Raw genomic sequence first — 14755 nt, 5'->3', positions numbered from 1 at the left:
TCCTGTTCAGCCGATGTTTTCTCGATAGGCTGGTGAGCGCTGATCGGACGTACCTCACGCCACCATGGAACGGGGAAACCAGTGATCGCACTGCGAGGAAAGTCGTTAGCCGCAGCAGTAGTGGTGTCCATGACGATGGCGTTGGCCGCGTGTACCTCCGGTGAATCGGCGCCCGAGGTGGGCGGCAATTACGGCTCTGGCGGAACCGCCGTCGACTATCGGGAGCCGGTGAAACTGAGTAGCCGAGATGGTGTTCTCGAGGTGCGCTTGTCCGCTCATCAGGGAGTGATTCCGCTCGATACCGCTTCGGCGCCCGTGTCGAATTTTCTGCTCTTCGGGTACGAGGTCATCCGCGGTACGGCGTCGGACGGATCGACCTCGGCGAGTGACGTCTATCCGGCGCCGACTCTCCGCGTCAATCCCGGAGAGCGATTGATCATTCATTACGACAACGATTTGCAGGATCTCACGATCCAGGACTTCTACGATCCGGCATTCACACCGGCGGGCGGGGACGTGCCGATCTATCCGCCGGCGCTGACGTCGGCTCCGCTGAATCTGCACACGCACGGAGTGCACGTGAGTCCGGACGGCAATGCGGACAACGTGTTGCTCAACATTCCCGCCGGCCAGGGAAACGTGTACGACTACGCGATTCCGGGGACGATGCCGAACGGTCTGTACTGGTATCACAGTCACCGGCACACCCTCACCGCCCAGCAGACGTACATGGGCCTGGCCGGGCTACTGGAAATCGGCCGGCCGGACGGCAATCTGCCTGTCGTGACGGCAAACGACGTTCCGATTCGCGATATGGCACTGCAGTACAACTTCGTATTCGACCGCAAAGGAAAGGGCCGACAGCTCAACGACGCGAACTGGCCCCAATTCGTCAGTACGTTGACGCCACCCGCCGGTACGGAACTAGCCGACGGGACGTACCGTCCGAGCCTTGCTCCGGTGAATTTCTCGGACACCACCGAGGGCGCGCAGTATTTCACCAACTGGTATACCGGACCGTTGTCCCCGGCCAATCATCGTGGACAGAATCAATTCGTTCCAGGCAATCTGCAGAGCTTTGTGGGTGAATCGACGACTGTACCGGCCGATCCCTCACTGCCGGACAACCAACGCGATGTGCAGTACACCGTGAACGGTCAGTTCCAGCCGTCGCTGAAACTGAAGCCGGGGCAGACCGAGATCTGGGTGCTTGCCAACATCAGCGACTTTGCCTACATGCCGGTCACGTTGACGGAAACCGCAACCGGCGCCCATCCGAAGTTCGCCATCGTAGGGCAGGACGGAAACCCGTTCGACGAGGTCAGGCCACCCGTGGACGGGGACGGAACCAGGCTGGTGATTCCGCCGGCCTCGCGATACGCGATCGCAGTGACGATGCCGGAGTCCGGCGATCTGGTGCTGGAGATGCCACCGCTCGAAGGTGCAAAGCCGGTGAGCAATCCAGGCATTCTCTACACCAACAACGGTACCGACAATCCGCCCGCCGAACTCGGAACCGTCACCGTCGACCCGTCGGTGATCAGTTACGCGGACGGATTCTTCACGTTCCCGACTCAGCAGTTGATCCGTGCGACGCCAGACGAGGGTGAAGGAAAGACGACTCCCTTCGAGTTCGGACAGAAGCTCGATACCTACACCTCGTTCGTGGATACCGCAGCGATGACGCCCGACGTGACCCGCAACCTCACAGTGTCCGGTGGGTTCGGAAACGAGAAGGCCAGCAACAGTGATCCGAAGGCCTTCACCTACGAATTCGCCGACAACACGTTCCCCAACATTCCGCTGATTCAACCGCGACTGAATTCCGTTGAGGAATGGAAGATCACGAACCTCAACAACGACGAACACCCGATGCATATTCACGTCAACGACTTCCAGGTAACGGAAGTTGTGGATCCCGTCGCAGGTACCACGACGGGCGTTCAGCCCTGGGGAATCGACAACGTGAACGTGCCCGCTCCGGTGACTGACGAGAATGAGAATGCTCTCGAGCCTGCGTCAGTGACGTTGCGAACGAAGTTCACCGAGTACACCGGAACCTTTGTGATTCACTGCCACCGACTCAATCACGAGGACAACGGTTTGATGGCGACTGTCAACGTGATTCCCGAGGTATCGACATATGCCGTCGCGATACCTGGTTCGGCCGGCGTGCCCGCCAAGGTGCAGATATTCGATGCCAACGGCGACAAACTGATCACTGCTGTGACGCCCTTCCCGTCGTTCGAAGGCACCCCGAGTGTTGCGATGGCGGACGTGAACGGAGACATGGTGCTTGATCTGGTCGCTGGAACAGGTGCAGGCTCGGCTCCGGAAGTGGTGGCGTACAACGCAGTCGGCGGCGTGCCGTTCACCGACGAGTTGGCAAGATTCGCCCCCTTCGATGTGGGTTCCCGCGGTGGAGTGAACGTCGGCGGTGTCGACATCGACGGAAATGCACTGGCAGACAACATCATCGTTGCATCAGGCCCAGGGATGGAGTCGCAGGTCAAGATCTACTCCACCGACCTTCCGGCGGACAAGAGGTCCGCACCCACAGAATTCGGTTCGTTCTCGCCGTACCCGGGATCGAGTAGCGGAGTCACGTTCGCAACCGGAATGGTTGACAGTCACTCCGGTCGAGCGAGCATCGTGACAGCACCCGGTGCGGGCGAGGAGCCGTTGATCAAGACGTTCCGCTACGACCTGTACGAACCGACGGCGGCTGCGCAGGGCGGCTCCGATGAACACGCAGGTCATACGGCTGGTCCGGCAACGACATCACAGTTCTTGGCATTCGATCAGGGCTACCGCGACGGGGTGTCTCTGTCGACGGGTTGGGTGGCCGGCGCCGAGGGCGGCGCAAAGTCGATAGTGGCAGGCATGCTCGGAGGAGAAGGATCAATCCGCGTCTTCTCGAGTGGATCCAGGCTCGACGGTGCACCCGAGATGTACCTCGAGAGTCCAGATGACCATTCGACGGACGTGGCATTTCGGGAGGTTGCAGCTTTCGACCCGTTCACCGCTCCAGAGTCGGGTGTGGGAGTGGCCACGACGAGCACGACTACCGGCGCGGATCTCCTCGTCAGCGGCAGCAACGGAGCGGGTGCCGAAGTTCGGAAATTCACTCTCGGTCGTGCCGATCCGTCTGCGACCACATTGACACCGACGCTTGTGGGAACGCTGGCGCCCTATCCCGTCGGCGGGGGAGTTCTGCCGCTCGGCGGCCGATGATCCGGTTTTGAGAGTTGCTGAAAGTAGTTTCATATCAACGTGTCTCGAGCCTTCCTGTTCTCGAAGTTGTCCGTTTTGTCTCTGGTTATCGAAAGTGTGTTCGATTAAACTTTCGGTATGGACAGTCGGGGAGCGTGGCAGCTGGATGGTGAGGGCCTCAAGGGTGAGGTTCTGGATCTGGTGCGTGTCCGGCACGAGTTGCAGTCGCGGATGGTGTTGTTGATCGTGGAGATGTTTTCCCGGGAGGTTCTCGGCGGGAGGGGTTTTCGGGCGATCGCGCTGTGGTTGCATGGTTCGACGAATCTGGAGATCGGTGAGTGCAGCCTGTTGGTCAGTCTGGCGCGGTTGTTGATGCTCGAACCGGTTGTGGCGGATGCGTTTCATCGCGGTGACGTGGATGCGTTGAAGGCGCGGCAGGTGGCGTCGTTTTGTCAGCATCCGCCGAAGAACATGACCCTGGCGGATGTGGACAGGGCTCGCGGGATTTTGTTGTCGTTGGCGTCGAAGAACATTGCGGATTGCGATGCGGTGCGGGCGGCGATTCGGCGGATCGAGAAGCAGTACGGCAAGCGCGAGGACGGCGTCCCGGTCGGCGAGGATTCGGAGCGCAACGAGTTCTACGCCTCGAAAGGCTTGTACGGGCGGGTCACTGTGAAGGGTGATCTGGATGCGATCAACGGGGCCCGGTTGATCACGTTGTTGTCGAGTCTGTCGGCTCCGACGCCGGAGAAGGACGGCGTGAAGGACACCCGTACGCCGGCATTACGACGGGCGGACGGGTTCTGCGAATTGTTGCGGCGGTACGAGCGGGCGGGGTTGGGTCCGATCGAGGGCGGGGTGAAACCGCACATCACGGTGACTGCGTCCGCGAAAGACATGACCGACCTTAAAGTTCTGAAAGACCTGTTGCCGTCCACCGAGGAGCTGGGATTTGCGTGGGCGGATTGGGTGGGTCCGATCAGTATCGATACCGCGCGGATGTTGGCCTGCGATTGCACGGTCACGCGAATTTTGTTGGATGAGAATGGTGTTCCGCTCGACTGCGGTAAGGAAGTGCGAACGGCGACGGTTCCGCAGCGGCGGGCTCTTGCGGTTCGGGATGGTGGGTGTGCGTTTCCGGGGTGCGGGACTCCGTCGGGGTGGTGCGATGCCCATCATATTGTTCACTGGAACGATGGTGGCCCAACGGATCTCGACAACCTGATCTTGTTGTGTGGTCATCATCATCGGACGATGCATCACACGGAGTGGCGGGTGGAGATCGGGCCGGATCGGAAATCGGTGTTCTATCCACCGATGTCGATCGATCCGTATCAACAGCCGATCGGCGGGAACAGCCCACCAACGGCCGCGTGAACGGACATAACTGAAAATGCCAGCGTATGCACCGGGGAAGAATCATGCCCCGTTACATGCGCTGGCATTTCGTGTTCCGGAGCGTTCAGGGCAGCGACCAGAACTGAGTAGTCACGAGGTAGAAGACGACAACCCAGAACAAGGTCACAGCGGCGACGATTGCCACCCCTTGTGCGTTGGTTTTTGCGACAGGAATCCCCGGAGGCGGACGCAGCCAACGGCGCAGGAGTCGATTCACGTAGTACGGCATCGTGAAGAAACTCATGATGAAGCTCGACAGCAGATTGCCGATCAACAATCCGAGCCAGAGTGGTAGCTTCAGCGGTGACAGCGCCAAAGTAAGCAAGACGACAGTCGGGTAGAGACCGACCCAGACCGCGATCGAGGTTTTTGTCTCCGAAGGTGGAGGGGCCTCGTTTCCGTTCTCGTCGAAGGCAAACCAACTGCCGAACGAATTGTCCACGGTTCGCAGTTCGAAGTCGTGAAACTTGCGGCCCTCGGCGAGGAGTTGTTGTCGCTCAGGGGAAGTCAGCCACGTATCGAGGTGGGCAGCATTGTCGAAGCGATACAGCAGGGTCCATTCATCCTGCACACCGTCGACGGGGCGAAACAGTTCGGTGCCGCGGAATCCGTCGAAAGCACTCTCCACCTCCCGAAGGCGATCCTGCCAGGCAAGGAACTCGTCGATGCTGTCGTCACCGACTCGGTGCGTCACTACGACGGTCAGCAGTGGGTCCGGAGGCCTGATCCCACCGCTCACTACCTGCTGCGTGGCAGGGCCGTCGAAGTACTGACGCCCGCTGTCGAGGTAGTTCTGCCTCGTCGCGCTGTTGATCCACGCTTGAACATGAGCGATGGAGTCGAAGCGGTACACGATCACCCAATCGGGTTGGGTGGGCGTCGGAGCCGCGATTTCTGCCCCGAGGAAGCCCGCGTAATCTGCGGCGGCCCGGTTGAGATCTTTCTGCCAGACCTCGAATTCTTTCTCCAGTCCGGCACGCACTCGCTGGCCGATGATGACCGTCGCGGCGCTGTCCGCCGACGTGTTCGCGGTCATCGGTTCAGGCCTGAGTAGATGCGTTCCGGGGTGAGCGGTAGTGACCGGAATCGTGACCCGGTTGCATCCTGCAGTGCGTTCGCCAATGCAGGGGCAACCGGATTGATGCAGCACTCCGCCATGCCCTTGGAGCGGAGTGGGCCGACGGAGTCTGATGACTCGACGAGGATCACCTCCGTGCGTGGGATATCTGCATATGTCGGGATCCGGTAGTTACGTAGATTCGGGTTCATCATCGCGCCGTTTGCGTCTACGTGGAAGTTCTCGGTGAGTGCGAAGCCGATGCCCTGGGCGACGCCACCTTCGATCTGTCCCCGCACTTGCGCCGGATTGATGATCACCCCAGCGTCGGTGGCTTGGACACTGTAGAGAATGCGGATCTCGCCGGTGATGCGATGGACGGCAATCCGGAAGCCATGAGTGTTGGACACCACGCTGCGCGGAGATCCGTATGCCTTCCGCGCCTCGGTGAATCGGATCCCGCGCGGGCGTGCGGCCTCGAGTGTCTCTTGCAGTGTTAATCGAGTACTACCGCAGACGATCTTGTCGTCGTCCATCGAGCACTGGTCAATCGACACGCCGGTGTGGTGCGCGGCGAAGGCAAGTAGGCGATCGCGGAGCGCATTCGACGCGCGAAGTACCGCGTTCCCAGCGACAAACAGGCCGGCGCTGGCGAAAGCGCCTGTGTCGAAACCGGTTCGGTCGGTGTCCGACTGAATGATTCGTACACGTGACGGTGTTGTGCCCAGCTGATTCGCGGCGATCTGCACGTGGGCGGTAGAAGTTCCCTCACCGAATTCGACTGTGCCGATGGCAAGTTCGTATACACAGTCTTCGCCGAGGGTGAGCCAGGCCTCGGAAATGTGCTCGGTGGGTGGCGCGGTCTCGTGTAGTGAACTGGCGGTACCGGTGCCGATCAGCCAATCGTCTCCGAGGGAGGGAACCGGTTGGCGCTTCAACGCGGCGTCGATCAGATCTATGCATTGTCCCAGTCCGTCTTCGGTGAAGATCACGTCGTCTGGGCCGTCTTCGAGTGCGACGAGCGAATCGCCCGGTCGGACGATATTGCGTCGACGCAGTTCGAGCGGATCCATGTCCAGCGCGATGGCCAATTCGGTCATGGCCGATTCCACGGCAAAGGCCGGTTGCGTCATCCCGTACCCACGTAGAGCGCCGCTCGGAACATTGTTGGTGTACACGGAATACGCATCGAACTTCTTGTTGGCGCAGCGGTAGAGCGAGACCGCCGCGCCGCCGGCAAAGAGTGTCTCTCCACCGTGGTTTCCGTACGCACCGGTGTTCGAGATGTTTCGGTACTGAAATGCCGTGAGGGTTCCGTCAGACTTGGCACCGAGCTTGATCGTGAGCTTCATCGGATGACGCGGCGACGCGGTGGTGAACTCTTCTTCTCGGGTGAACTCGAGGCAGACGGGACGACCGGTGTCGAGGGTGGCGAGCGCCACCAGATCCTCGCTGATCACTTCCTGTTTTCCTCCGAACCCGCCGCCCACGCGTTTGCAGAACACGCGTAGCTGATCCGGGCGGAGGTCGAAGAGATGGGCGAGTTTGACCTTGGCGATGGAGGGGGACTGCGAACTTGTGCGAACGTGAAGGCGTCCGTCTTCCATCCAGGAGATCGAACCGTGCGTCTCGAGGTGCGCGTGCTGAACCCGCGGCGAGAAGTAGGTGCCTTCGTGGATGACGTCGGCCTCGGCGAACCCGGCCTCGACGTCGCCCACATGACCGTGAAGTTCGAGCAGGATGTTGTGCTCGGGATCTCGAACAAAGGGATCGTCGGATCCGTGCAGGGCTGGAGCGCCGTCGGCCATGGCCTCTTCCGGATCGAACACGGAAGGCAGGATCTCGTAATCGACCTTCACCTTCCGACGGCCTTCTTCCGCAGCGACGACGGAGTCGGCGAGGACGGCCACTACACGCTGACCCACGAACCGCACGACGTTGTCGAGAATGTAGGTGTCGTCCGGATCGACAAGGTGGTCGGTATGTATTGCCGTGGTGAAGAGCTTGCGCGGCACGTCTTTCCAGGTGTAGACGCGATGGACACCGGGGACGGCGAGCGCCTCGGTGGTGTCGATGGAGGTGATGCGGGCATGTGCGTGCGGCGAGTGCAGCACTTTCAGGTGCAGCATGCCGTCGATGGCGGTGTCCATAGTGTATTCGGCTCGGCCGGTCACCACGTCGGTGGCCGCCGGCGCCCCGACGCTGGTTCCGACGGCCTGTCCCGGGAGGGCAACTTCGACAGCACCGACACCGTTGACCGCGTCTTCGATGGATCGGTAACCGGTGCAGCGGCACAGGTTTCCCTTGAGCGCTCGCGGCAAGTCTTCTTTCTGCGCGTCGGTGAGCGCCGCCGAGGTCATGATCATCCCGGCGGTGCAGAACCCACACTGAAAGCCGGGTGCATCCCGGAACTGCTGCTGAATCGGATGGAGATCTTCGGGCGTGCCGAGTCCCTCGATCGTGGTTACCGCGCGACCGTCGGCGCGAAAGGCGGGCGTGATGCAGCTGTGTATCGGTGTTCCGTCGAGCCACACTGTGCACGCCCCGCAGTCCCCGCCGTCGCACCCCTTCTTCACCCCGTGGTGTCCGAGGTGCCGAAGAAACGTCCGGAGACACTGTCCCGGGAACGGCTCCTCGTGGAACTGCCGGTCGTTCACCGTGTAGCTCATGACTGGCTCCCCGTGAGTTCGTTTCGGAGCTCGTCGGCGTAGTGGCGGGCGAGGTGGAGGCGGTGGTCGGGGGTTCCGTTGGGATCGTCGAACCAAATGTCGGCCGAAATGGAGTCGACGGCTCGTCGCAGAGAGTGCTCGTCCGGCATGGTGTCGAACGTCAGCCGGATCGGATGGGTGGTGCCGGCGGTGATGGTGAGGTGAAAGTCGTCGGCGCCAGGAGTCTGCGTCGCGATCATGAAGATCGTCGAACGGCCGAGGTGCGTGAGACTGAAGCGGCGGTGGGCGTGCCGTTTGGTGAGTGCGTGCACCGGGAACTCGATGCTCCGAAGGACTTCGCCCGGCTCCAGGACATTCTGGTGGTCACCGGTCACGAAGTCGCACGCGTCGACGGTCCTCACTGTTCCGTCGGTAGCCCATAGTGTGAACGAAGCCTCGAGTGCAACTGCCAGGGTGATCATCGGTCCGGCTGGAAGTGACATACAGATGTTGCCGCCTACGGTTGCCGAATTCCACACCTTGAAGGAAGAGAGGAAGTACTCGCAGCCGACGCGAATAAGTGGACTCGCACGCCAATTGTCCGGCGGGACAAACGCATACAGTTCGGCAACGGTGCACGTAGCTCCGACACCGAAATGAGTCGCGCCGACCTCCAGTGATGTCCAGCCGAGCGCGTTGAGGTCGACGAGTCGACGGGTGTCGGGTTGTTCCGCTGAGAACAGCCACGTTCCTCCCGCGAGCCAGGCGTCGCCGGGACGCCACACGTCCCCTGGGCGATCCGGTGGTCGGCGTATCACGTCGGTAATGGTGGTGATGTCCATGCGCCTGCTCCCCTCGGGGGATGTGTCTTCTCGGAGTGGGACATTACCGAGGTGACGAGACACATTCACACTTTTAGTACATATCGGGCACGCGAAACATGAGCGATACGTACGTGACATCGACTGGTGGGGCGGTGCATGCGCGTGCCGATTCTGGGTACGACTGCTTGAGAGGCGCGATCAGCCTCTTGCTTTCGCGCTGTTGATTCGGACGCGGCTACGCACTCGGCGGCCGCGGAGATCATGCGGGGCGGGGCGCTGTGAAACCCTTCGAGGTAAGTCGGACCGATCCTTCTGATGAGACGCTCTTTCCGCTCTCGGCCGCCCAACGGGCAACCTGGTTCGCTCAGCAATTCGATCCCGAAGTCCCGATTCTGATAGCGCACTACGTGGAGCTGCGCGGCGAACTCGACGTCGAACTGCTGGATCGCGAAACGCGAGCGGTGGCATACGAGTTTCAATCTCCTTTGCTCAAAGTGATCGAGATCGACGGTCAACCGATGCAGTACGTGGACGAGACATCTGAGATCACCGTCCGTCTTGTCGACCTCCGTGGGTCCCCCGATCCGATCGAGGATGCCCTCGGGTGGATGCGCCGAGATTGCCGGACGCAGCTCGACCTGGCAGTCGACGGAATCGTCGCGACCGCTGTGCTGCGCGTCGGGGACGCGCACTATCTGTGGTACAGCCGCATCCATCATGTTGCGCTCGACGGTTTCGGTGCCATGACCATGATGAACCGCATTGCGCATCGGTACTCGGCCTCGGCGGCGAGAAAGGACTCGCAGCCGAGTCGTGCCGCGACGCTGCGCACGCTGTACGACATCGACGAGCGGTACAGAATGTCGGATCGATTCGCCGCCGACCGGGAGTACTGGGCTGAGCGCAATACCACCCTCGCTGGATCCAGCCTGGCGGAGGCTTCTGGGCCCGCGCAAACCGAGAGCCGACTCGAAAGCACACTGATGTCGGACCGAAGTTGTGCCCTTCTCTACGAATCCGAGAACCACGCTGCACCGGTCATCGCTGCGCTCGCGTTGTACCTCGCGCGGATGACGGCGAAAGAGACTGTCCAGATTCATGTTCCGATGTCCGGACGGACTACGGCGGTGCTGCGGGACTCGGGCGGCATGATGGTGAACGTCACGCCACTGCTCATCCGTGTCGCAGCGGTCGACACCGTCGGTGAACTGTTCGCCCAGGTCCAACATGAGCTCATGGGTGCATTGCGGCACCAGCGCTGCAGCCTCGACGACATCCGTCGGGACGCAGGCGTGACGAGCGGTCTGGAAGGCGAAGACTCATATGCCGGGCCCATGGTCAACGTCATGCTGTTTCGCCAGGAGGTGCAGTTGGGCGAGGTGGTTGGGGAGTATCACATCGTCACCTCCGGGCCGGTGGAAGACCTTCTGGTCAACGTGTATCCGAGCGGCGACAGGCTGCGTGTCGACTTCCGGGCAAACCCGATCCGATACGAGGAGGCGGGTTTACGCGAGCACCACCGGAACTTTGTCGGCTTGCTGGAAGAGTTGATCGCGTCTGATTCCGGTGCCGAACTCGCAGACATTCACGGCCCGACGGCCCGAGAGGGCGAGCGACGACAACGCGAAGTCCGGCACCTCGAGTATTGGAGACATGAGCTCGCCGGGGCGCCCGAACTTTTGCAACTTCCCTTCGATCGACCCAGGCCTGCAACGCAATCGCTGGACAGTGCACAGGTTGAGGTCCTGATCGCCCCCGACACCCACGCGCGGATCACGGCGATGGCGAGTGATCTCGGGACGGACACTCGTGCGGTCTTACATGCGAGCTTTGCTCTCCTGGTGAGCCGGTTGTCCGGTGCTTCGGATGTTGTGGTCGGTACGCCCGCGGGATCCGACGCGAGCATCGTCGCCATCCGGAGTCGCATCGATCTGGAGACGCCGTTCACGGCACTCTTGGGCAGTGTCGTCGAGGTCCGAAGTAATGCGCTGCCGCACAGTGGGATACGGCTCGAGCAGTTGGTTCAGCCATTGCACGTGGAGGATGTACCCGCCTATGCGCCGGTTGTACAGGTGATGTTCGAGTCCGTCGCCGGCGCTGACGAGCACCCTCGCGACATCGGCCGCTTCGATCTCGGAGTGTCTGCAGTCGAGACTTTCGACGAGGTGGGTACGCCGTCCGGAATCTCGGTGAGGCTCGCGTTTGCCACCGATCTATTCGACGCCGAGACGGTACGCGGCCTCGGTTTGCGGCTCGCGTGCGTCCTGGAATCCGTCACAGCGGATCCGGCAATCATGGTCGGCGACATCGATATCTTGTCCGACGACGAGCGATCCGCGATACGGCCTGTCCGCGGTGACCCGCGCGCTTCGCATCGCACCCTGGCCGATTTGTTCGACGGTGCGGCGCGCACACACCCCGACGGCGTGGCCCTGTCGTATCTCGATGCCGAGTTGACGTATCGAGAACTCGACGAGCGTTCGTCGAAGTTGGCCCGAGAATTGATCGACCGCGGCATCGGTCCGGAAAACAGTGTGGCGCTGGGTTTGACGCGTTCGATCGAATCGGTTGTCGCGATGTTGGCGGTGACCAAAGCCGGCGCGGCATTCTTGCCGGTGGATCCGACCTATCCGGATGAACGTGTTCGCTTCATGCTGACCGATTCCGGCGCCGTACTGGGGCTCACGGTCGTCGCGGAACTTCATCGCTTGCCGGATTCGATTTCCTGGATAGCAATCGACGACGCTGAGTTCCGTGGCCGACTTGCACGGTTGTCCGTGCGCTCCATCTCCGATGTCGATCGGGTGCGCCCGATCCGGCCCGACAATCCCGCATACGTGATCTACACGTCCGGGTCCACCGGACTCCCCAAGGGGGTGACGGTCTCGCATCGTGGACTGGAAGCGCTTGCTGCCGAACAGCGTTCGCGGTTCGGTGCGACCCAGGATGCGCGAACGTTGCACTTCTCGACCCCGAGTTTCGACGCCTCGATTTTCGAGTACCTGCTGGCTTTCGGTGCCGGAGCGACCATGGTGATTGCGCCGAGCACGATCTACGGCGGTGACGAGTTGTCTCACTTCCTCGAATCCCAGCGTGTCACGCATGGTTTTGTCACTACTGCGGCGCTCGGAACAGTTTCGCCCGAGGGCCTTTCGGACTTCGGCGAAGTGGTGGTCGGTGGTGAGGCCTGTCCGCCGGATCTCGTGCAGCGGTGGGCTCCCGGCCGACGGCTGTGCAATGCGTACGGGCCGACCGAGACCACCGTCATGTCGAACATCGGCGAGCCGATGGTGTCGTCGGAGGACATCACAGTGGGCGGTCCGCTCCGCGGCTTCGAGGAGATCGTGCTCGATCAGCGATTGCACCCCGTCCCCGACGGTGTTGTGGGCGAGCTGTACATCTCGGGAGACGCGCTCGCACGTGGATATCACCGGAAGTATGCGTTGACCGCAGAACGATTCGTGGCAGACCCCTTCGGCCTCCCCGGGCAGCGGATGTATCGAACGGGGGATTTGGTGCGGTGGCGCCGTGGCCGTGGACTCGAGTACGTCGGTCGTAGTGACTTCCAGGTGAAAGTTCGCGGATTTCGTATCGAACTCGGGGAAATCGACAGCGTCGTGCGGTCGTGTCCGCAGGTCGAGAATGCAGTCACCGTGGCGCGTGCGGCTCCCTCCGGGACAGCGACGATCACCACGTACGTCGTGCCTGCCGGCGGAAGTGCGCTCTCGACGGCCGAGCTGACGCGGTACGTCGCGAGCCGTGTTCCGTCGTACATGGTTCCTGCGGCATTTGTTCTACTCGACGAGTTGCCGGTAACTCCGGCGGGAAAGGTCGATCGCGCTGCCTTACCTGCACCTCGGCTCGATGCTCGGTCGGACGACTTTCGACCGCCCGAGGGCGCTGAGGAACTAGTGCTCGCCGAGATTTTTGCCGATGTTCTAGGCTTCGAGACGGTGGGTGCGGGTGACGACTTCTTCGATCTGGGCGGGAACTCACTGATTGCCACGAAGCTGATCGCTCGCGTAAATGCCGCTGAAGAAATCGATTTCGGGGTGCGGACTTTGTTCGAAGCACCGACTATCGAATCATTGGCCCGTCACGTGCGGGATGCGAAGTCATCCCGCGTTGATCGCACGCGTTCGAAGCGTCCAATCCTGCAGGCACATTCGTACAGGGACAAGATTCCGGTGTCTGTGGCACAACGACGCCTGTGGTTCGTCAATCAGTTCGACACGTCGTCCCCGGCCTACAACATTCCGATGGTGGTCCGACTGTCAGGTGCCTTGGATGTCGCTGCGATGCAGCGCGCGGTGGGAGATGTTGTCGATCGGCATGAATCGCTCCGTACCGTCTACCCGGCGTCGGTCGACGGCCCCCATCAGGTAGTAGTGCCTTCGGAACGCGTGACGTCGAAGATCGCGTGGGAAGTATCCGTGGACGAGGAAGCCTTGGACAGGCGCATCGCCGATCTCGCTCGCGAGGGGTTCGACGTGAGCGCGAACGTGCCCCTGCGCGGCTCCCTTTTTCGGGTCACGCCGGACGATCATGTCCTTGCGCTGGTGGTTCACCATATTTCGGCGGACGGAGCATCCCTCGAGCCGCTGGCCCGCGACCTGACCCGCGCCTACGCGGCGCGGGCTGCGAAACGGGCACCGGACTGGTCGCCTTTGCCTGTGCAGTACGCCGACTACAGCCAATGGCAGATCGAACTGCTCGGCAGTGACGACGATCCGGACACGCTCGAGGCGAAGCAGTTGGACTACTGGACGTCCACCCTGGCCGGTCTACCTGACGTGATCGACCTTCCGCTGGATCGACCGAGACCGGCGGAACGATCCATGCGCGGTGAATCGGTCCGATTCTCGGTGCCCGCAGACGTGCACAGTGAACTCCTCGAACTCGCTCGGAATCACAACGCGACACCGTTCATGGTGATGCACGCAGTGCTGGCGGTTCTGTTGGCACGGCTGAGCGCCTCGCCGGACATAGCGATCGGGACTCCGGTAGGAGGGCGCGCCGAGCAAGTCCTCGACGATCTGGTCGGGATGTTCGTCAACACGGTCGTCCTGCGAATCACCGTTGACACCGCCGCGACTTTCGAGGAGATCCTTTCACGAACTCGCGAAGTCGATCTGGCAGCGTTCGGACAAGCCGAGGTGCCGTTCGAGCGAGTCGTCGATGCAGTTGCGCCGGAGCGTTCGTCATCTCGCTCACCGCTCTTCCAGGTTCTGTTGGAATTCCAGAACACCGCAGATCCCCACCTCGAACTACCCGGACTCGGTGTCGATGTTGTTCCAGTCGACGTCGGTGTCGCCAAATTCGACTTGCAACTGTCGCTCACCGAGCAGCGTGGCAAAGACGGCGTCCCCATGGGTTTCGATGCCGCCTTCACCTATGCCTCCGATATCTTCGAGCGCACCACAGTCGCCGAGTTCGGCGAGCGTTTCGTCCGCCTCCTCCGGTCGGTCGTGTCGGATCCGACAGTGCCAGTAGGGGATACGGAAATTTTGGGCGCGCCCGAGCGTGGGTTGGTGGTGGGTGGTTGGGATGGTGTGGGGGTTGTGGTGGGGGGTTTGACGTTGGTGGATGTGTTGGATGGGCGGTTTGCTGGTGTG

Annotated in this window: 6 protein-coding genes; 3 read left to right on the top strand and 3 right to left on the bottom strand. The window is 61.6% G+C overall.

Going from position 1 to position 14755, the window contains the following annotated elements; genetic code table 11:
- Positions 1–129 precede the first annotated feature (129 nt).
- Both G9U53_RS13335 and G9U53_RS13330 read left to right on the top strand, forming a co-directional pair.
- Positions 130–3234 carry a multicopper oxidase domain-containing protein gene (locus tag G9U53_RS13335; RefSeq protein ID WP_165638880.1) on the top strand — a complete coding sequence of 1035 codons (3105 nt, stop codon included), beginning with the start codon at positions 130–132 and terminating at the stop codon, positions 3232–3234.
- Between the two features lie 117 nt (positions 3235–3351).
- Entirely contained in the window at positions 3352–4590 is a 1239-nt protein-coding gene (locus G9U53_RS13330) for an HNH endonuclease signature motif containing protein (protein WP_165638777.1), read from the top strand.
- An 85-nt stretch (positions 4591–4675) separates the two neighbouring features.
- Here the strand turns inward: G9U53_RS13330 and G9U53_RS13325 are convergent, their stop codons facing one another.
- The 3 genes from G9U53_RS13325 to G9U53_RS13315 are packed head-to-tail and all read right to left on the bottom strand — an operon-like array spanning position 4676 to position 9158.
- Entirely contained in the window at positions 4676–5647 is a 972-nt protein-coding gene (locus G9U53_RS13325) for an antibiotic biosynthesis monooxygenase (protein ID WP_116056599.1), read from the bottom strand.
- Positions 5644–8337 (bottom strand): molybdopterin cofactor-binding domain-containing protein, encoded by a 2694-nt coding sequence (locus tag G9U53_RS13320; RefSeq protein ID WP_165638776.1) that lies wholly within the window; start codon positions 8335–8337, stop codon positions 5644–5646. The genes G9U53_RS13325 and G9U53_RS13320 overlap by 4 nt, the downstream gene beginning before the upstream one ends.
- Entirely contained in the window at positions 8334–9158 is an 825-nt protein-coding gene (locus G9U53_RS13315) for an FAD binding domain-containing protein (RefSeq protein ID WP_165638775.1), read from the bottom strand. Before G9U53_RS13315 ends, G9U53_RS13320 begins: the two co-directional genes overlap by 4 nt.
- Before the next feature lie 260 nt (positions 9159–9418).
- Between G9U53_RS13315 and G9U53_RS33520 the strand changes: the two genes are divergently transcribed.
- A partial coding sequence (locus tag G9U53_RS33520; RefSeq protein WP_165638774.1) for a non-ribosomal peptide synthetase occupies positions 9419–14755 on the top strand: 5337 nt, incomplete at its 3' end.

This window comes from Rhodococcus sp. D-46 (genome assembly GCF_011290655.1).
Taxonomy (GTDB): Bacteria; Actinomycetota; Actinomycetes; order Mycobacteriales; family Mycobacteriaceae; genus Rhodococcus_F; species Rhodococcus_F qingshengii.
The sequence above is the reverse complement of the archived record's forward strand: the minus strand, read 5'-3'. Positions and strand labels throughout refer to the sequence as shown.